The 16,965-nt window shown below is 70.1% G+C and carries 18 protein-coding genes and 2 pseudogenes; 6 read left to right on the plus strand and 14 right to left on the minus strand.

The genetic code is table 11. The annotated features are described in order from the left end of the window. Together ACOADB_RS17085 and cobA are read right to left on the minus strand one after the other, a co-directional pair. Positions 1-800: TrmH family RNA methyltransferase (locus ACOADB_RS17085; RefSeq protein ID WP_378601033.1), on the minus strand; the 800-nt coding region annotated here is incomplete at its 3' end. 7 nt (positions 801-807) lie between these two features. After that, positions 808-2,040 carry a uroporphyrinogen-III C-methyltransferase gene (gene cobA, locus ACOADB_RS17090; RefSeq protein WP_378601036.1) on the minus strand — a complete coding sequence of 411 codons (1,233 nt, stop codon included), beginning with the start codon at positions 2,038-2,040 and terminating at the stop codon, positions 808-810. Between the two features lie 69 nt (positions 2,041-2,109). On the opposite strand from cobA, the gene ACOADB_RS17095 reads away from it, so the two are divergent. Further along, the gene (locus ACOADB_RS17095) at positions 2,110-2,637 is read left to right on the plus strand and encodes a YbhB/YbcL family Raf kinase inhibitor-like protein (protein ID WP_378601039.1); all 528 of its coding nucleotides are present in this window, start codon (positions 2,110-2,112) and stop codon (positions 2,635-2,637) included. Between the two features lie 45 nt (positions 2,638-2,682). On the opposite strand, the gene ACOADB_RS17100 is transcribed toward ACOADB_RS17095, so the two are convergent. The 4 genes from ACOADB_RS17100 to ACOADB_RS17115 all read right to left on the minus strand — a co-directional run bounded on the left by ACOADB_RS17100 (position 2,683) and on the right by ACOADB_RS17115 (position 6,442). Then, positions 2,683-3,834, minus strand: a complete 1,152-nt coding sequence (locus ACOADB_RS17100) for an acyl-CoA dehydrogenase family protein (protein ID WP_378601042.1) — start codon at positions 3,832-3,834, stop codon at positions 2,683-2,685. Positions 3,835-3,864: 30 nt separating this feature from the next. Then, positions 3,865-4,479, minus strand: a complete 615-nt coding sequence (locus ACOADB_RS17105) for an FMN reductase (protein ID WP_378601046.1) — start codon at positions 4,477-4,479, stop codon at positions 3,865-3,867. After that, positions 4,479-5,567 carry an LLM class flavin-dependent oxidoreductase gene (locus ACOADB_RS17110; protein WP_378601232.1) on the minus strand — a complete coding sequence of 363 codons (1,089 nt, stop codon included), beginning with the start codon at positions 5,565-5,567 and terminating at the stop codon, positions 4,479-4,481. Before ACOADB_RS17110 ends, ACOADB_RS17105 begins: the two co-directional genes overlap by 1 nt. Positions 5,568-5,692: 125 nt before the next feature. Further along, a complete protein-coding gene (locus ACOADB_RS17115) occupies positions 5,693-6,442 on the minus strand; it encodes a PP2C family protein-serine/threonine phosphatase (RefSeq protein WP_378601049.1) in 750 nt (249 codons plus the stop codon). Between the two features lie 104 nt (positions 6,443-6,546). Here ACOADB_RS17115 and ACOADB_RS17120 point away from each other — a divergent pair, with 104 nt between their 5' ends. Then, entirely contained in the window at positions 6,547-7,503 is a 957-nt protein-coding gene (locus tag ACOADB_RS17120) for an alpha/beta hydrolase (RefSeq protein ID WP_378601051.1), read from the plus strand. A gap of 18 nt (positions 7,504-7,521) precedes the next feature. On the opposite strand, the gene ACOADB_RS17125 is transcribed toward ACOADB_RS17120, so the two are convergent. After that, positions 7,522-7,971: a DUF4190 domain-containing protein gene (locus tag ACOADB_RS17125; RefSeq protein WP_378601053.1), complete on the minus strand. Its 450-nt coding sequence runs from the start codon at positions 7,969-7,971 to the stop codon at positions 7,522-7,524. Positions 7,972-8,007: 36 nt separating this feature from the next. On the opposite strand from ACOADB_RS17125, the gene ACOADB_RS17130 reads away from it, so the two are divergent. Then, positions 8,008-8,370 (plus strand): hypothetical protein, encoded by a 363-nt coding sequence (locus ACOADB_RS17130; protein WP_378601055.1) that lies wholly within the window; start codon positions 8,008-8,010, stop codon positions 8,368-8,370. Here ACOADB_RS17130 and ACOADB_RS17135 read toward each other — a convergent pair. The 4 genes and pseudogenes from ACOADB_RS17135 to ACOADB_RS17150 form a co-directional block, all read right to left on the minus strand. Next, positions 8,354-9,163, minus strand: a complete 810-nt coding sequence (locus tag ACOADB_RS17135) for a sulfite exporter TauE/SafE family protein (RefSeq protein WP_378601057.1) — start codon at positions 9,161-9,163, stop codon at positions 8,354-8,356. The two genes, ACOADB_RS17130 and ACOADB_RS17135, sit on opposite strands and share 17 nt — an antisense overlap. Before the next feature lie 39 nt (positions 9,164-9,202). Next, a pseudogene (locus tag ACOADB_RS17140) lies at positions 9,203-10,093 on the minus strand (SPFH domain-containing protein); the annotation flags it as partial. A gap of 10 nt (positions 10,094-10,103) precedes the next feature. Continuing rightward, the gene (locus tag ACOADB_RS17145; RefSeq protein ID WP_378601059.1) at positions 10,104-10,568 is read right to left on the minus strand and encodes an NfeD family protein; all 465 of its coding nucleotides are present in this window, start codon (positions 10,566-10,568) and stop codon (positions 10,104-10,106) included. Between the two features lie 9 nt (positions 10,569-10,577). After that, complete coding sequence (locus ACOADB_RS17150; protein ID WP_378601061.1) at positions 10,578-11,375, minus strand: ABC transporter ATP-binding protein; 798 nt, start codon at positions 11,373-11,375, stop codon at positions 10,578-10,580. 32 nt (positions 11,376-11,407) lie between these two features. Between ACOADB_RS17150 and ACOADB_RS17155 the strand changes: the two genes are divergently transcribed. Further along, positions 11,408-12,157 (plus strand): hypothetical protein, encoded by a 750-nt coding sequence (locus ACOADB_RS17155; RefSeq protein ID WP_378601063.1) that lies wholly within the window; start codon positions 11,408-11,410, stop codon positions 12,155-12,157. 29 nt (positions 12,158-12,186) lie between these two features. After that, on the plus strand, positions 12,187-13,422 hold the full coding sequence (serB, locus tag ACOADB_RS17160; RefSeq protein WP_378601065.1) for a phosphoserine phosphatase SerB: 1,236 nt from the start codon (positions 12,187-12,189) through the stop codon (positions 13,420-13,422). 31 nt (positions 13,423-13,453) lie between these two features. Here serB and ACOADB_RS17165 read toward each other — a convergent pair whose 3' ends face one another. Beyond that, positions 13,454-14,944, minus strand: a complete 1,491-nt coding sequence (locus ACOADB_RS17165) for a hypothetical protein (protein ID WP_378601067.1) — start codon at positions 14,942-14,944, stop codon at positions 13,454-13,456. Positions 14,945-15,037: 93 nt separating this feature from the next. Continuing rightward, positions 15,038-15,553, minus strand: coding sequence for a SixA phosphatase family protein (locus ACOADB_RS17170; protein ID WP_378601069.1), 516 nt, complete (start codon positions 15,551-15,553; stop codon positions 15,038-15,040). Between the two features lie 29 nt (positions 15,554-15,582). On the opposite strand from ACOADB_RS17170, the gene ACOADB_RS17175 reads away from it, so the two are divergent. Further along, on the plus strand, positions 15,583-16,332 hold the full coding sequence (locus ACOADB_RS17175) for a TIGR02206 family membrane protein (protein ID WP_378601071.1): 750 nt from the start codon (positions 15,583-15,585) through the stop codon (positions 16,330-16,332). Here ACOADB_RS17175 and fabI read toward each other — a convergent pair. After that, positions 16,261-16,965, minus strand: a pseudogene (gene fabI / locus ACOADB_RS17180) (enoyl-ACP reductase FabI); the annotation flags it as partial. The gene ACOADB_RS17175 and the pseudogene fabI overlap by 72 nt on opposite strands.

The following is a 16,965-nucleotide window of genomic DNA, read 5'->3' on the forward strand; positions in this document are numbered from 1 at the left end:
CGTCGAGCGGTCACGTAACAAGCGACCGCGGTGGCTGCGGCAACGTTGAGGGAATCGATGCCCGGAGCCATCGGGATGATCGCGCGCCGGTCGGCCGACTCCTCCCAGCGTGACGACAGGCCGTGGCCTTCCGACCCGAGGACCAGGGCGACCTTGTCGAGTCCCTGCACCGCTTCCTCGATCGGTACGGCGTCCGGCGCGAGCGTCATCGCCACGGTGGTGAAGCCCGCGCGGCTCAAGGCCGGCAGGGCGTCGTACCAGTCCGGAATGCGGGTCCACGGCATCGTGAACACCGCACCCATGGCGACCTTGATGGACCGGCGGTACAGCGGATCGGCGCAGCGGGGTGCGAGCAGCACGGCGTCGAACTCGAAGGCTGCGCCGGAACGGAGGATCGCACCGACGTTGGTGTGGTCGACGATGTCCTCGAGCACGAGGACCGATCGGGCGCCCTCGAGCACCTCCTCGACGGGTGGAAGCGGTCGGCGCTCGAGCGAGGCCAGGGCGCCGCGGTGCACGTGGAACCCGGTCACCTCCTCGGCCATGTCCTCGGCGACCACGAAGCACGGTGCGGTCGAGCGGTCGAGGACGTCCGCCAGTCCGTCGAGCCAGCGCGGGGCCATCAGGAACGAGCGCGCGGTGAAGCCGGCCTCGATCGCCCGCCGGACGACCTTCTCGCCCTCGGCGAGGAACAGTCCGTGCTCGGCCTCGAGGTTCTTGCGCAGCTCGACGTCGCGCAGGTCGCGATAGTCAGCGAGCCGCGGGTCGGCGGCGTCGGTGATCTCGACCAGGTCAGCCACGCGGGCCTCAGTAGGCGTCGGGATGGGCGATCGCGACGACCTCGCCGATCACGATGATCGCGGGCGGCTTGACCGACTCCTCCTGGAGACGAGTGGCCAGTGTGCCCAGCGTGGCCAGGACGGTCCGCTGCGTCGGCATCGTGCCGTCGCAGATCACCGCCACCGGAAGGGTCGCTGCCCGGCCGCCGGCGATCAGGGCCTCGGCGATCTTCGGGGCGTTCTCGACGCCCATCATCACGACGACGGTGCCCTGCATCGCACCGAGTGCGTCGTAGTTGACCAGCGACTCGGGGTGACCGGGCGGCAGGTGTCCGGAGACGACGCTGAACTCGTGGGTGACTCCGCGATGGGTGACCGGGATGCCAGCGACGGCGGGCACGGACACGGGCGAGGTCAGCCCCGGGATCACGGTGACCGGCACGCCTGCTTCGCGGCAGGCGAGGATCTCCTCGTACCCGCGACCGAAGACGAAGTTGTCGCCGCCCTTGAAGCGCACGACCCGCTTGCCCGCGAGGGCGCGGTCCACGATCACCCGGTTGATCTCCTCCTGCTGCGCCGACCGTCCGCGCGGCAGCTTCGAGACGTCGATCAGCTCGACGTCCGAGGGCAGGTCGCCCAGCAGCTCGCGCGGAGCGAGCCGGTCGGCCACGACGACGTCGGCAGCCATCAACGCCTTGCGGCCGGCGATCGAGATCAGCTCCGGATCGCCGGGGCCGCCGCCGACCAGGGTCACGCCGGGCGTCCGCTCCGGCAGGCCCTCACGGTGGTGCGGCGCGGCGATGGTGCCGTCACGGAGCCCGGCGAGGATCTCGTCGCGGACCGCCACGGATCGACGCGGGTCGCGGTTGCCGACCACGGCGATCGTGATGCCGGCCTCGCGGCCCACGGCGGGAGTCCACGCCGTACCGAGGGTGGCGTCGTCGGAGCGGACGCAGAAGATGCGCTGGGCCTCACAGAGCGCCGAGACGTGGTCGTTGACCTCGCGGTCGTCGGTCACGGCAATGACGTACCAGGCGCCGTCGAGGTCGGTGTCCGTGAAGGGCCGCTGGTGCCACGTGATCTCGTCGGAGCCCACGAGGCCCTCGATGGCCATCGTGACGTCAGGCGACACGACGTGGACGTCCGCACCGACCGCGATCAGCTGTGGAACGCGACGCTGTGCGACGTGGCCGCCACCCACAACGAGGACACGGCGTCCGGCGAGACGAAGGCCGGACGGGTACGGGGGAAAGTCGGTCACGGCACCATTCTCTCGCCTCGCCCATTTGGTCCGGTGACACGGGCCAGTTGGCGGACTACGTTCGCCTCCATGAGTCTCGAACGTCCAGTGACCCCGGACCCCTATCCCCTGCTGCCCGCCACCGCATCCTTCGGCGTCACGAGCGCCGACGTGATCGACGGACAACCCCTGACCGAGGACCAGGTCTACGCCGCCGGGAACACCTCACCCGAACTGACCTGGGAGCCCGGCCCGGAAGGCACCCAGAGCTACGTCGTCACCTGCTTCGACCCCGATGCGCCCATTCCGAGCGGGTTCTGGCACTGGGTCGTCGTCGACATCCCGGCCGATGTGACCAGCCTGCCGGCCGGTGCTGGTGACTCCGACGAGACCCTTCCCGACGGCGCCTTCCACATCCGCAACGACTTCGGCACCGCCGAGTACGGCGGAGCGGCGCCGCCCGAGGGCGACCAGGTCCACCGCTACTTCTTCGTGGTGCACGCCGTGAAGGAGCCGAAGCTCGGTGTCGACGCGACGGCGACCCCCGCGGTCGTGGGCTTCAACCTGGCCTTCAAGACGCTCGGTCGCGCGATCCTCACCGGCACCTACGCGTACTGAGGGGCGTCGCGACCCAGCCGTTCGGCTCGGGCTACTCGACGGCCTTCACAAGCCCATCTGCTTGGCGATGATCAGTTTCATCACCTCGGAGGTGCCGCCGTAGATCCGGTTGACCCGGTTGTCGGCGTACAACCGGGCGATCGGGTACTCGTTCATGTAGCCGTAGCCGCCGTGGAGCTGGAGGCAACGGTCGATCACACGACTGGCGACCTCGGTGCAGAAGAGCTTGGCGGACGCCGCATCGGCCGGCGTGAGCTCGTCGGCGTCGAGGGCCTCCAGCGCCCGGTCGGCAACGGCCTGCGCCGCGTCGACCTCGGCCTGGCAGGCCGCGAGCTCGAACTTGGTGTTCTGGAAGGACGCGACCGGCGTGCCGAAGACGATCCGCTCCTCGACGTACTGCTGGGCGAAGCGGACGGCGGCCGCTGCCTGGGCGTACGCGCCGTAGGCGATGCCGAGCCGCTCCTGGGGCAGGTTCTGGCCGAGGTACTTGAATCCCTGGTGCTCCTCGCCGAGCAGCTGGTCGGCCGGGATGAAGACGTCGCTGAACGCCAGTTCGGCGGTGTCGGACGTCCGCAGGCCGATCTTGTCCAGCTTGCGACCGACGGAGTAGCCGTCGGCCTTGGTGTCGACCACGAACAGCGAGATGCCGAACCGGCGGTCGTTCTCCTCTGCCGGAGCGGTGCGCGCGCACACGATCATCCGGTCGGCGTTCACGCCGCCCGTGATGAACGTCTTGGCGCCGTTGAGGACGTAGCCGTCGCCGTCCTTGCGGGCGGTGGTGCGCATGCCCGCGAGGTCGGAGCCGGCGCCCGGCTCGGTCATCGCGATGGCGTACATCTCCTCGCCGGACACGAAGCCCGGCATCCACCGGGCCAGCTGTTCCGGGGTGCCGAGGTTGAGCAGGTACGGCAGGCACAGCGCGACGTGGACCCCGGAGCCGCCGAAGCTGACCGCGGCGCGCGCGGTCTCCTCGTACTGCACGGCGGCGAACTTGAAGGAGTTGATCCCCGCGCCGCCGTACTCCTCGGGCACCTCGATGCCGAAGAGGCCCAGCTCGGCGAGCTTCAGGTAGAACTCGCGCGGGACGATGCCGGCGTCGTACCACTCCTGGTAGTGCGGAGTGACCTCCGACTCGATGAACGACCGCAAGGTCTTGCGGAAGGCTTCGTGGTCCTCGTTGAAGACGGTACGGCGCATGACGCTCCTGTCACGACGGTGCTGGGACCCTCATCGTGCCGTATCGGGCCCGGCAGCGCGGAGCAGATCCTCGAACGACACGGGCCCGGTTGCCCTCGGCGCCGGAGAGGTCCCGCCGATCAGGGCGGCGAGCTCCGCGGTCGCGCGTGCGACGCGCTTGCCCAGGGCGCCGTCCGCGGTCGAACCGAAGTCCTCGCTCGCGGCGAACACGCCGGTCGGGACCACCACGGCGTGCAGGTAGGCGAACAGCGGCCGGAGCGCGTGGTCCAGGACCAGGCTGTGCCGCGCCGTCCCGGCGGTGGCCGCGACGAGCACGGGGGTCCCGTCGAGGGCGCCGGGCTCCAGGACGTCGAAGAACGTCTTGAACAGGCCCGAGTACGACGCCGAGAACACCGGCGTGACGACGATGACGCCGTCCGCGTGCTGCACCGCGTCGAGCGCCGCAGCCAGGTCGCCGGTCGGGAAGCCCGTCAGCAGGTGGTCGGCGAGCGCGTGCGCGAGCGGGCGGAGCTCGACGTGCTGGACCTCGACCTCCTCGCCACGCGACGCGATGGCCCGTTCCGTGGCTGCGCCGAGCTTGTCGGCGAGCAACCGCGTCGAGGACGGGACGGACAGGCCGGCGGAGACGATCACGACCTTGCGCATCAGACCGTCACCTCCTTCGTCTCGTTCGCCGCCAGCTGCGAGGCGTGCGTCGGTGCATCCGGTACGTCGTCCGGTCGGCCTTCGGCGAACCCGGCGCGCATGGCGGGCAGGATCTCGCCGAGCAGGTCGAGCTGCTCGAGGACCGTCTTGAGCGGCAACCCGGCGTGGTCGACCAGGAAGAGCTGGCGCTGGTAGTCGCCGACGTAGTCCCGGAAGGACAGGGTCCGCTCGAGGACCTGTTGCGGCGAGCCCACGGTCAGCGGCGTCTGGGACGAGAAGTCCTCCAGCGACGGGCCGTGACCGTAGACGGGTGCGTTGTCGAAGTAGGGCCGGAACTCGTTGATGGCGTCCTGGCTGTTCTTCCGCATGAAGATCTGGCCACCGAGGCCGACGATCGCCTGCTGCGCGGTGCCGTGTCCGTAGTGCGCGAAGCGGTCGCGGTAGAGCTGCACCATCTGCGCGGCGTGGGAGGCGGGCCAGAAGATGTGGTTGTGGAAGTAGCCGTCGCCGTAGTAGGCCGCCTGCTCGGCGATCTCGGGGCTGCGGATCGAGCCGTGCCACACGAAGGGTGCGATGCCGTCGAGGGGCCGCGGAGTCGATGTGTAGCCCTGGAGCGGCGTCCGGAAGCGGCCTTCCCAGTCGACGACGTCCTCGCGCCACAGGCGCCGCAGGAGTGCGTAGTTCTCGACGGCGAGGTTGATGCCCTCGCGGATGTCCTTCCCGAACCACGGGTAGACCGGGCCGGTGTTCCCGCGGCCGAGCATCAGGTCGACCCGGCCGTCGGTGAGGTGCTGGATCTTCGCGTAGTCCTCGGCGATCAGCACCGGGTCGGTCGTCGTGATCAGCGTCGTGGCGGTCGAGAGCAGCAGGTTCGAGGTCTGGGCGCCGATGTAGGCGAGTGTCGCGGTCGGGTTCGACGCGATGAACGGCGGATTGTGGTGCTCGCCGGTGGCGAAGACGTCCAGGCCGACCTCCTCGGCCTTCTTCGCGATCGCGACGGTGTCCTTGATCCGCTGGTACTCACTCGGCGTACGACCGGTGGTCGGGTCCTCGGTGACGTCCCCGACGGTGAAGATCCCGATCTGGATGCCCATGGCGCCTGTCCTTTCCTCGTGATCACGGTCAGTTGCCGTGTCACCTATCTCCAACCGAGGGTGGCACAGGTGTATTCCGCGCGCCAGTCCGGGCCCTCTCCGTGCGGCAACGCCCCAGGTCAGGAGCGCTGGAGGATCAGCACCGCCCGGTCGTCCTCGCCGCGGTCCACGAGGTCGATGATCCGGCGGGCGGCACCTTCCCAGGCGGTGAGGACCGCATCCCGGGCCGTGGCCTGCAGCCAGCCGATCCCCTCGCCGATGTCGGCCGACCGGGACTCGACGACACCGTCGGTGTAGAACAACAACGCCTCCCCCGGCGCCAGCTGGCCCACGCTGTCGTGGACCTCCGGCGCCTCGGACACACCCAGGGCGGTCCCGCGGGCGTTGTCGACCTCCCAGCGCTCCGCCTGCGACACCCAGCGCAACGCCGGCGGGTGGCCGGCGCTCCGGATCCGGTAGCGCCCGGAATCCAGTTCCACCTCGACGTGGACGGCGGTCGCGAAGCTCTCGTCCGAGGGTTGCCGCAGCAGGTAGGCGTTGGCCGCTCCGAGCAGTTCCTCCGGGCGGACCACCCCGATCAGGCTCTGCAGTGCCCCCGCGAACTGGAGGGCGACCGGCACCGCCGTGACTCCGTGTCCGCACACGTCGACGAGGACCATCTGGAGCACCCGGGACTGCACGTCGAGGTCGGCCACGATGAAGTCGCCGCCGTACTCGAACCCCTCGGCGGCCAGCATGGCCGACTGGTTGTTCCACCCCGCGGGCAGGGTCGGAACCTTGCCCCGGGCCTGCAGCCGGGCCCGCAAATCCGCGAGCAGCACCTGTTCGCCGCCAGCGGCGGACGGCACGCCCGACACCGGTGGCTCCATCACCCCAGCCTACGCAGGGGTAACCTGTCCGCGGGCCCGGTCCGACCAACCCCCCTTGGCCGGACCGGGTCCGCCCACTCGTGACATTGACCGAGGAGGATCCGTTGGGCACCGAGCCGGAGATCGACGTCCTCGGAGAGCCGTGGCAGGCCGAGACGATCCCGCTCGCCGACGACTTCGAGGGTGAGGTCGTCGCCACGCTCGTCAGTCGGCGGCTCGACTCCCCGACCGAGCTGGCGACCCTGCACGTGCACGGGTTCTCGGACTACTTCTTCCACACCGAGTACGCCGAATGGTGGCTCGAGCACGGTCACGACATGTACGGCCTGGACCTGCGCAAGTACGGACGGTCGATCCGCCCCCACCAGTCGGTCACCTTCGTCGCGAGCCTCGACGAGTACTTCGAGGAGCTCGACGCGGCGTGGGAACGGATCACGGTGCGCGACGGCCACATGCGCGTCGTCCTGTCCGGCCACTCCACGGGAGGGCTGATCGTCGCGTTGTGGGCTGATGCCCGCAAGCCGAAGGAGCTCGCCGGGCTGCTCCTCAACTCGCCGTGGCTCGACCTGCAGGGCAAGGCACTCCTGCGCACCCCTGTCGCCAACGCCGTCCTGGACCGGGTCGGCCAGCGCCAGCCCCTGCGCGAGCTGCCGCGCGACGTCAACGGCTTCTACGTGCGCAGCCTGCACCGTGACCACGAGGGCGAGTGGGACTTCAACCTCACCTGGAAGCCGGTCGAGTCGTTCCCGCTGCGGTTCGGCTGGCTGCGTGCGATCCGGCAGGGCCACGGACGGGTCCAGGCCGGGCTGTCGGTCCCGGCCCCGGTGCTCGTGCTGTCCTCGGACCGCAGTGGACCGGCGTCGGAGATGGCGGGCGACGTGTTCAGCACCGACATCGTGCTCGACGTCCGACAGATCCGGCGCTGGTCGACGGCGATCGGGAACCACGTCACGTACGTCGCCGTGCCCGGAGCACTGCACGACGTGATCCTGTCGCGCAGTACCCCGCGAGCCACGGCGTACGCCGAGATCGAGCGCTGGCTCCGGACCTACGTCAGCTGACGCAAGGAGCCTGCTGCATCAGCAGGTGTAGCCGCCGTAGTCGTTGTAGCAGTCGTCGTACGACTCGCCCGCGAAGATCGCGATCGCGACGATGATCGCGATGCCGATGACGAACAGCGCGAAGCCGGCCCAGCCGACGATCACACCGGCGGTGGCGATGCCGCCACCCTGCTCGTTGTTGCGACGGATCTGGCCCTTCGCCATGTGTCCGAGGATCGCACCGATGAAGCCGGTCGCGCCCAGGCAGGCCGTCAGCGACAGGACACTGACGATCAACGAGGCGATCGCCATGCCGTTGGTCGGCGCCGGAGGTGTGTAGACGTACGGCTGCGGCGTGCCGCCGGGCTGGCCGTACGGCGGCACGACCGGCTGGCCCGCGGGCTGGCCGTACTGGTACTGGGCGTAGGGCTGCGTCGGCGGCGGCGGGGGCTGCTCGTCGGGCTGCTGGCCCCACGTCGGAGTCGTCATGCCCCAACTCTCCCATGCTGCTCTAAGGTCACTTGCATGGATCCCGTGACTGGACTCTCCCTCGGCCGCATCGCCATCGGCGTCGGTGCCCTTGTTGCTCCCGCCCCGACGGCCAAGGCCTTCGGCCTCGACCCCGCCAACAACCCGCAGCTCGGTTATTTCGGACGGATGTTCGGTGCCCGTGAGATCGCGCTGGGCGCGGTGACCCTTGCGTCGAAGGGCGCCTTGCGTCGCAACCTGACCCTGGTCGGCATCGCGGTCGACGGGTCGGATGCCGTCAGCGGCGCCGTGGAGCTGTCCTCCCGGACGGTCTCGAAGCTCAGCGGCGGCATGCTGATCGGTGCGGCCGTCGGCGCCGTGGGTGCCGGCGTCGTCGGGCTGGTCACTGCAAGACGATGACCGTGACGGCCACGAGGCCGACCACGACGATGATGCCCCGCAGGGCGACCGGGGGCAGCTTGCGCCCGACCGCGGCGCCGAGGAAGCCACCGATCACGGCGCCCACGGCGATCACGGCGACGACGAGCCAGTCGACGTCGGCCTCGATGCCGAACAGGCCGAGCTCGGCGACCGCGACGAAGATCAGCCCTGCAATGCCGTTGACCACGGCCACGAGGACGTTCTTGACGCCGTTCAGGCGCTGCAGCGCATCGGTGACGCCGATGCCGAGGATGCCCATCAGGATCACGCCCTGCGCGGCCCCGAAGTAGCCGCCGTACACGCCGGTCCCGAAGACGGCGACCGGAACCCACCAGGCACCGCTGAGGGGTTCTGCCGCTGCCTCGGTCGTGGTGCCGCGACGTTCGGCCCGCGCTGCGACCACGGCTGACAGGCGCGGCTGCAGGACGACGAGGGTCACGCCCAGCAGGATCAGGACGGGTACGACGGCCTCGAACGCGCCGGGCGGCAGCACGAGCAGCAGGATCGCGCCCAACACTCCCCCGGACGTCGACCACACCAGCAGCCGGAGCACCCGCCCGCGCTGGCCCTCGAGCTCGCGGCGGTAGCCGACGGCGCCCGCAACCGATCCCGGCACCAGGCCCAGGCTGTTGGACATGTTCGCCGTGACCGGCGGAATGCCGATCGCGAGCAGGGTCGGGAACGTGATCAGGGTGCCGGAGCCGACCACGGCGTTGATCGTCCCGGCGCCGACGCCGGCAATCAGGATCGCGGCGATCTCCAGCGCACTCACTTACGGAGCGGTCGGCGGCAGCGCGTCAGCGTCTGCCGGGTTCAGCACCGAGCCGAGGCCCTCGAGGGCCTTGCCGACCTCGCTCGGGATGATCCACAGCTTGTTGCTCTGGCCGTCCGCGATCTTCGGCAGCATCTGGAGGTACTGGTAGGCGAGCAGGCCCTGGTCCGGCTCACCGTTGTGGATCGCCTGGAAGACGGTGGTGATGGCGGCGCCCTCACCCTCGGCGCGCAGGATCGCGGACTCGCGGTCGGCCTGGGCCCGCAGGATCGCGGCCTCGCGCTCACCCTCGGCGTTGAGGATGGCGGACTGCTTGTTGCCCTCGGCCGTGAGGATGGCGGACTGGCGCTGGCCCTCGGCCGTCAGGATGAACGCCCGCTTGTCGCGGTCGGCGCGCATCTGCTTCTCCATCGCGTCCTTGATGGACGGCGGCGGGTCGATGCCCTTGATCTCGACGCGCTTGACCTTGATGCCCCACCGGCCGGTCGTCTCGTCGAGGACCGCCGACAGACCGCTGTTGATCGACTCGCGGCTGGTCAGCGTCTGCTCGAGGTCCATGCCACCGACGACATTGCGCAGGGTGGTCATGGTGAGCTGCTCGATGGCCTGGATGTGGTTGGAGATCTCGTACGTCGCGGCGATCGGGTCGGTGATCTGGAAGAAGATCACGGTGTCGATGTCGACGGTCAGGTTGTCCTCGGTGATCGCGCCCTGCGGCGGGAAGCTCACGACCTGCTCGCGCAGGTCGATCATGTAGCGGACCTTGTCGACGAAGGGCACCACGAAGTTGAGGCCGGCGGGCAGCGTCTCCTTGTACTTGCCGAACCGCTCGACCACGCCGGCGTAGGCCTGGGGCACCACGCGGATCGACTTGGCGATCACGATGATCACGAAGAGGAGCAGCGCGATCAGGACGATCAGGATTTCCATGGAATCTCCTTCAGCCGAGCTCGGGGTCCGAGACGGGGCGGACGTGTGCGGTGGCACCGGTGATCTGGACGACCTCGACCGTGCGTCCGACCTCGATGCCGGTCTCGGCGCCGGTGGACACCGCGAGCCAGTTCTCGCCACCGAGCTTCACGCGGCCCGGGTGGTGCGCCTGGATGGTTTCGGTGATGACTCCGCGCGTGCCGATCAGGTTCGCGTGGCCGAGCACCAGTTCAGGACCGCCGTGCAAGCGCTTCACGAGGGGCGGGCGGACGCCGACCAGGAGCAGCAGCGCTGCGCCTGCCGAGACCAGCACGGAGAGGATCACGTTGTCGGTCGCGAGCGCCGTGCCCATCCCGGCCAACGCCCCGCCGGCCAGCATGAGCAGGAAGAGGTCGAGCGTGAGCGTCTCCGCGACGCCCAGCAGGATCGCGACGATCAGCCACGTCTCCCACAAGTGGTCCCGAAGCCAGTCCATGCACAGACTCTAGCCACGGTGCCGTTGCTTGCGACGGGCGGCGTAGCGACCGTCGTGCTCCTCGAGGTCGAGCGGCATCCCGAAGGTGGCCGACAACGCCTCGGGCGTGAGTGTCGTGGCGAGGGGTCCCTCGGCGACGACGCCACCGTTGCGCAGCATCAGGACGTGGGTGAAACCGGGCGGGATCTCCTCGACGTGGTGGGAGACGAGGACGGTCGCCGGGGACGACGGGTCGTACGCCAGGACCGACAGCGTCGACACCAGGTCCTCCCGGCCGCCGAGGTCGAGACCTGCGGCGGGCTCGTCGAGGAGCAACAGCTCGGGGTCGGTCATCAGGGCGCGCGCGATCTGGACGCGCTTGCGCTCGCCCTCGCTGAGGGTCCCGAACGTGCGGTCGGCCAGGTGCATCACGCCGACCTCGCGCAGCAGTGCGTCGGCACGGGAGTGGTCGACGTCGTCGTACTCCTCACGCCACCGGCCCAGGACCGCGTACGACGCCGAGATCACGATGTCGCGAACGGTCTCGCCGCGCGGGATCCGCTCGGCGATGGCCGCGCTGGAGACACCGATGCGCGGGCGCAGCTCGAAGACGTCGATCGTGCCGACCAGCTCACCGAGGATCCCGAGCGCGCCGGACGTCGGGTACATCTGGGCGGCGGCGACCTGCATCAGGGTGGTCTTGCCGGCGCCGTTGGCACCGAGGATGACCCAGCGTTCACCATCACGAACAACCCAGCTGACCCGGTCCAGGAGCGTGGCCTGGCCACGGCGCACGCTCACCTCGGCAAGCTCGAGCACAGCGGACATGGGGCAACCCTAGCCAGCCCTAGGCTGTGCGGGTGACCTACCTGCCAGCGTCCGCGCGCGTCGCGTGGTGGGGTACCGCCTGGCTGCAGGGACGGATCGGCCCGGACGAGTGCCTCGACGGTGTCCTGGGCGGTGCCGATCCGGACGACGCGGATCGCGATGTCGCGCACGTGGTGGTGGGTGGGGACGCCCCGGCGCCGCTGCTCCTCGAGCTCGCCTCGGCGCGCAACCGGGGCGCGCGGCAGGTCGCCGCGGCGTTCCCGGCGCCGGGCGACCCGGTGGGCCTGCGGGGGCCTGCCGCCTTCACCGGCGCCGCCATCGAGCAGGCCGAGGCAGTGCTGCTGCTCGGCGCCGACACCGGCCTGGTGCCGTACCGGGTGGGCCGCGCCATCGAGTGGGCGCTGTACCCGGCCGAGCGGCGACCCCCACCCGATCTCGGCGAGGCCGACCGCGACCTGCGCAGCACCCTGTTGACCGCAGCGAGCGCGCTCGCGGACCTCGACGTGGCCCGGTGGCGACCGGAGGTGGCCGATGAGCTGCACGACCTGCGCGCCGGCGTGCCCCTGACCGCGCCTGCCGGCACGCCGTCGCGGGCGGTTGACCTCGCCGGCCGGGCGCTGCACCTGGGTGCGGTGGTCGAACTTGCCCTCGAGGACGATGGTGGCGCCGTCAGCGCGAGCGAGGCAGCCGCTCGCCGGGCTGCGCTGGAGCCGCTGGATCGCGCCGTACGGCGTGCCCTGACGGCCGCCTGCGCACCGGATGGCTGGCCTCCACCGTCCTGAGGGCCGGGGAGCGATAACCTTCAGCCGCGATGAGCCCACAAGACAGTGCCCACCCTGGGGCCGACGACACGCTGCTGATCACCGTCACCGGCACCGACCGGCCCGGCGTCACCTCGGCGGTCCTCGAGACCCTGTCGCAGTCCGCTGTCGCGGTGGTCGACCTCGAACAGATCCTGATGCGCGGACGGCTCGTCCTGGGCGTCCTGGTCAGTGCGCCGCGCGACGGCAAGAAGCTCCGGAAGGCGGTCACGGCGACGGTCGAGGGGCTCGGCATGAGCGTCGAGTTCGAGAAGGGATCGGGCGACAACCGCTCACGTGCCCACCACCGTGCGCACGTCACCGTGATCGGCGGGCCGCTGAAGGCATCGGCGATGGCCGCCATCGCGGGCCGGATCGCCGACTGTGGCGGCAACATCGACCGCATCGAGCGAATGGCGCGCTACCCCGTCACCGCGATCGAGGTGCACGTGTCCGGAGCGCCCCCGGACCGGCTGCGCACCCTGCTCGCGATCGAGGCGGCCGCCCACGGGATCGACGTGGCCGTCCAGCCCGCCAACCTGTTGCGCCACGGCATGCGCCTGATCGTCATGGACGTCGACTCGACCCTGATCCAGGGCGAGGTCATCGAGATGCTCGCCGACCATGCCGGGCACGGCGCCGAGGTCGCCGCGATCACCGAGCTGGCGATGCGGGGCGAGCTCGACTTCGAGCAGTCGTTGCGGGCCCGGGTCAAGCTGCTCGCCGGCCTCGACGCCACCGCCCTCGATGAGGTGTACGACGCCATCGTGGTCAACCCCGGTGCCCGCACGATGGTGCGCACGCTGCGTCGCCTCGGCTACCGCTTCGCCATCGTCTCCGGCGGGTTCAGCCAGATCACCGATCGGCTGGCCGACGATCTCGGGATCCACCGAGCCCGGGCCAACACGCTGGAGATCGTCGACGGGAAGCTCACCGGCGAGGTCGTGGGTGACGTCGTCGACCGCGCCGGCAAGGCCCGCGCACTGCGCGAGTTCGCCGCCGACCTCGGGGTGCCGGTGGAGGCCACGATCGCCATCGGCGACGGCGCGAACGACCTCGACATGCTCGACGCGGCCGGACTGGGCATCGCCTACAACGCACGTCCGGTCGTCCGGGAGGCCGCGGACACCTCGCTGAACGTGCCCTACCTGGACACGATCATGTACCTCCTCGGCATCAGCCGCGAGGAGATCGTCGCGGCCGACGCCGCCGACGGCATCGTCACGCCTGCTCCCCCGCTGGGCTGAACCGCCTCCGTAGCGCGTTCCCGCAGCGCTGTCAGGCGCTGCTGTGCGCCGCGACGTGGGCGAGTGGCCCGATGTCGAGGCCGGTGCGTCGACCCAGCTCGTCCAGGGCCTCGCGACAGTGGGCCTGGTACCGGCGGCTGTTGATCACCTGCCTGGCCACGAGGGGGAGCTGGCGCGGCAGCGGGTACCACTGGTTGTAGTCCAGGCGGCAGTCCTGGAACACCTTGACGGGGAGCGCCTTCAGCAGGAGCAGCTGGTTGAGCACCGCCTGCGCCGAGCCGGCGGCGCCGAGGTTCTCCTTGGCGTTGCGGGAGAGCTCGTCCAGCGGGATCTGGTAGAGCGGGACCTTGTCGAGCAGGTTGCGGAACATCAGGTGGGTCAGGAAGTAGCCGGCAAAACTCCCCAGGAAGATCACGGTGGAGCTGCCGTTGATGGAGAGCACCCGCCCGCCGATGGACACATAGGGCTCGGCAGGCCCCGACCCGTTGCGGAAGATGTAGCCGGTGCAGTTCACGATCCACGTCCCCGTCGGTACGGCGACCTGCGGCCCGTCACGGAACCGGAGGGCAGCACCGTCTCCGTCGTCCACGACGTCGACCAGGCGGTCCTCGATCACGCTGGACACGCCCTGCCTGATCGCGTCGACCTCGGCCGGGGAGATCATGCCGAACTGGAACTGGCGGGGACGGTCGTTGATCGCCAGGGCGCCCCTCTCGCGCAGACGGTCGAGCGGGACAGCCGGATTCGTGCCGTCGTACGCCTGCGCGATCAGCAGGAAGAAGGCTGCGGGGAGGGTGCCCCGGGTCCAGCGCCTGCCTCCGACGGGGTAGAGCAGGTCCCGGTTCGCGAAGATGACGCCGTCCCCGATGACCATCCGGATGTCGCGGCCGGGGAAGCGCCGGATCAGGTGGTGCGCGGAGTCCATCGCCGTCTTTCCTCCACCCACGATGACGATGGGATCGTCGCCCGGCGCGAGGTCACCGGAGAGGTCGTGGGGAGTCAGGGACCGCACCCGGTCGCTCGAGAGCGCGAGCGGCACCGACGGCTGGACGTCGTAGCTGATCGCCTTGATCAGTCGTTTCGTGCGCAGCTCGAACCGGGCTCCGTCCTCGATGCGCTCGAAGGTGACCGTGACGTGGTCGTCGTGCTCCTCGTGGGCGAGGTAGCGGTGCCCGAACCGGGCGTCGAGGGAGACCCGCTTCCCGAGCTCGGCCAGGCAGTGCTCGAACTGCTCCTGGACCTCGGGCCTGCTGGCGAGGTGTTCCGGTGGGAACGCCCTGCCCCAGGGGATGTCGCCGACCGTGAACATCGGGTGCGGCTGGTGGAGCCGGACGAAGTCGTAGGTGTCGCGCCACATGCCGCCGGGACCGTCGCGTACGTCGACGAGCGCGATCCGGTCGCTCGGCCCAAGGTAGCACGTCGCGGAATGGACCGCGTTGAGGCCCGCGACGCCCGCACCGATCACGCAGGCGTCGTACTCGAGGGAGATGTCAGTCGTCGCCAATTCGGGCCCCCTGGTCACGGACACCCGCTCGTCATGAGGGCGCCCCGTAGAACCCCGAGGCCCCGATTCTCCCGTGGCAGGTGGCGCGCCGCCAGTCACCGGAACCGAGGACTACTCCGCGGCGCGTCCCACGTGGAAGGCCTGCAGGCGCGCCCGCATCGGTGCCATGTCGGACCAGTGTCCGTCGACCTCGAACACGGCGGCCGTGCTGGTCGGGAACGTCCCCATCTCGACCGACCCGGTGGCGGTGCCCTCGCCGTCGTCGAGCTGTTGCGCGAGCATCTCCATGGTCGGGTTGTGGCCGACCACGACGACCGTCTCGACGTCCTCAGGTGTGGTGTGGACCAGTTCGAGGACACCGAACTCGTCCGTGCCGTAGAGGGAGCCGTCGATGTGCGGTTCAATCTCCCAGCCAGCGCCCTCGGCGACGACCTGCCAGGTCTCGCGGGTGCGGGCCGCGTAGGAGACGTAGGCGGTTCCCGGGACCACGCCCTGACCGGCCAGCCACTCCCCCAGGACCTTGCCGTCGGCACGCCCGCGGGGACTCAGGACCCGCTCCAGGTCACTCGGCGCGAACTGTTCTGCCTTCGAGTGGCGCACGACCACCAGCCGCCGGATGCTGTTCACACCAGCATCGTAGGCCCCATGCTGGAACCGTGACCCAGTACGGACCGACCCACCTGATCCCGCTGGCCTTGTTCGTCGTGGGGGTCGTGGCCGCCGTACTCCTGGGACGGCGGCACGCCGTCGTCGACGGCCCGACCGGCTTCAGCCGCACCTGCGCGCTGCTCATCCCGGCCACGACCGTGCCGTTCCAGGTCATCGACCTGGTCTACAACTTCGACATCGACGTCACGCTGCCGCTGCACCTGTGCGACCTCGCGTGGATCGCTGCGACGTGGGCGCTGTGGACGCATCACCGCTTCCCTGTGGCGCTCACGTTCTTCTGGGGCCTGACCCTGACCATCCAGGGTGTCGTCACGCCGTCGCTGAACGAGGACCTGCCCCATCCGCGCTACTTCGCGTTCTGGGCGCTGCACCTGCTCGTGGTGTGGGCAGCCATCTACCTCGTGATCGGGCTGAGGAAGGCGCCCCGCTGGCGTGACTTCGGCGCAGCAGTCGCCACGACGCTGGTGTGGGCCGTGTCGACGTACGCCTTCAACGTGCTCGCGGACACCAACTACGGCTACCTGTTGCGCAAGCCGCGCACGTCCGTGCTCGACCTGCTCGGCCCGTGGCCGTGGTACGTCGCCGAGGAGATCGCGATCGTGTTCCTGGCCTGGGCGCTGATGACGCTGGCCGCCCAACGCGCGTTCGGGACCGACAGCGGTCCGTCACGCACCCATGGCGTGGAAGCCGCCGTCGACGTGGACGATCTCGCCCGTGGTGGCCGGGAACAGGTCTGACAGCAGCGCGCAGACGGCCTTGGCCGTCGGCTCCTGGTCGACGTTGTCCCAACCGAGCGGGGCGCGGGTGCTCCACATGGACTCGAGCTCTTCGAACCCCGGGATGGCCTTGGCTGCGAGCGTGCGCAGCGGGCCGGCGGAGACCAGGTTGACCCGGATGCCGTCGGCACCGAGGTCGCGGGCGAGGTAGCGCGACGTCGACTCGAGGGCCGCCTTGGCCACACCCATCCAGTCGTAGACCGGCCAGGCGACCGAGGCGTCGAAGGTCAGTCCGACCACCGAACCGGCTTCGCTCATCAGCGGGTGGCAGGCCACGGCGAGGGACTTGAGCGAGAACGCCGACACCTCGACGGCCTGGGCGACGTCCTTCGACGGACCGGTGAGGAACTTGCCACCCAGGAGCGTCTCCGGGTTTCCGTAGGCAATGGAGTGCACGACGCCGTGGAGCACCGCGTCGGCGCCGAGGTGCTCACGCACCTGGTCCGGCAGGCCCGCGAGGTGTTCCTCGTCCGTCACGTCCAGCTCGAGGACCGGCGGCAGCTCAGGGAGCCGCTTGGCGATCCGCCGGGTGATCCGCAGCGCCTGGCCGAAGTTGGAGATGAGCACCGTGGCGCCCTGCTCCTGCGCGAACTT

It is taken from the genome of Nocardioides sp. CPCC 206348 (assembly GCF_048654705.1).
In the GTDB taxonomy this organism is placed as follows: domain Bacteria; phylum Actinomycetota; class Actinomycetes; order Propionibacteriales; family Nocardioidaceae; genus Nocardioides.